Annotated in this window: 1 protein-coding gene; it reads left to right on the top strand. The window is 50.8% G+C overall.

The annotated features are described in order from the left end of the window. Positions 1-114: 114 nt before the first annotated feature. Complete coding sequence (locus JQM68_RS13525) at positions 115-1,395, top strand: IS110 family RNA-guided transposase (protein ID WP_235223545.1); 1,281 nt, start codon at positions 115-117, stop codon at positions 1,393-1,395. Positions 1,396-1,834: the final 439 nt, after the last annotated feature.

The raw sequence follows: 1,834 nt of genomic DNA, 5'->3' as shown, positions 1-1,834 counted from the left end.
AACGGAGCATTCCTGTAACTCGTAAAACGCGCCAATTGAAAAAAGAAGAACCTCACGATAAGATTGAGATGCATCTTGGCGGATGTAACAACCCAATCAAACCGGAGGTTCACCATGGATTATACACAGAATATCAAGATTGCACAAGTTACAGAGAAAACTTTAGTTGTGGGTGTGGATATCGGTAGCGAAACGAATTTTGCCCGAGCGTTTAACTGGCGTGGGCAAGAGTTGTCCAAGAAGGCATTTCATTTCAGCAACAGCCTGGAAGGGTTCCAGGGCTTTCTGGAGTATCTGGGAAGGTATCGAACCATCACATCCGCTGAGCAGATCATTGTGGGGTGTGAGCCCACAGGACATTACTGGTTCAACCTCGCCCGGTACTTGAATCAGCAACACATCAGCCTGACTCTTGTCAATCCGTATCATGTAAAGCAAATCAAGGAATTGGATGACAATAGTCCCAAGAAGACGGATCAGAAAGATCCGAAAACAATCGCAAAGCTGGTAGTGGATGGTCGGTATAGCTATCCGTATCTCCCAGAGGGAATCTACGCAGATTTGCGGGAAGCGGTCTCAAGCCGGGATCGGATCGTGAAGGAGCTGAACGCTGCCACGAACCGGATCAAACGCTGGCTTAAGATATATTTTCCAGAGTACCTCACAGTCTATAAGAACTTCTCCGCAGAAAGCGGCTTGACGCTGCTGGAAACAGCACCATTGCCGAAGGACGTGGTAAAGCTGGGAGCAGAGGGTATCAATCGCCTCTGGCGGGACAAGAAGTTGCGTGCAGTCGGCATGAAGAGGGCACAGACCCTGGTAGGAGCTGCACAAAACAGCATTGGCCTCGACGGTGGCGCATGCGCCCGCATGGAAGTGCAACTGCTCCTGGAGGATTACAGGGCCAAAGAGGCACAGTTGGAAAGGGTCACGGCGGTGCTGGAGGCGGAAACGCTGAAAGTACCGTATGCAGAGAAGCTGCTCTCCATTAAGGGAGTAGGTCTCATCACAGTAGCTGGATTTCTGTCCGAGGTGGGCGACATACGGCGCTTCGACTCACCGAAGCAGATTCAGAAGCTGGCCGGACTGGAATTGAAAGAAAACAGTTCCGGTAAGCATCGCGGCAGAAGCTCCATCAGCAAGCGAGGCAGAAAAAGGCTGAGGAAGATTCTGTTTCAGGTTATGCTACCCATGATTCAGAACAATGCCGAGTTCCGGGAAGTGTATCAGTACTTCAGAACCCGGGAAAAGAATCCGCTCAAGGGCAAGCAGGCCATCGTCGCAGCAAGCTGTAAGCTGATTCGGGTATTTTATGCTATTCTCAAGCGCGGTGTGGATTATGATCCGCAGAAGCTGAGGACGGACATCATCCGCCCGGAGTTGGCGGCAGCCTAACAAAAAAACCTGTAACCGGGAAGCGTCCGCCAGTTCAATGGCGCCGGAGAACAGGAATGCAAGCTCAACAAATACAGAGCCGGTAGCCGCAAAGAGTCATACCATGGGACAACGATCCCGCAACGGAGCATCCGCGGCACCCAACTGTGGACAGGCAGAACGAAGGAATTGAGGACGCCGCCTTGAGCGGATGATCCTGTTAGACATGGGAGGTTTGCTGCCGCAGGAGGAGTGGGTTTTACTGAAGGCCGTCATAGCGCAAGCAAGACGTTTTATTTGTCGTACCCATTTTTGCCTGTAAACCGCACAAATCGATGAGATTTGATGTGGATTGATGTCCACTGGCTTTGGATCCTGTTGAGAAACCTAATCGAATAGTTGCCGAAACCGCTCGGATTGAGTGATATTTGGCACTACTGTACAAAAATATTTAGGGAGG

The sequence above is a fragment of the Oscillibacter valericigenes genome (assembly GCF_021531435.1).
In the GTDB taxonomy this organism is placed as follows: domain Bacteria; phylum Bacillota; class Clostridia; order Oscillospirales; family Oscillospiraceae; genus Oscillibacter; species Oscillibacter valericigenes_B.
Note: the sequence above shows the minus strand (reverse complement) of the source record. Positions and strands in the feature narration are given on the sequence as shown.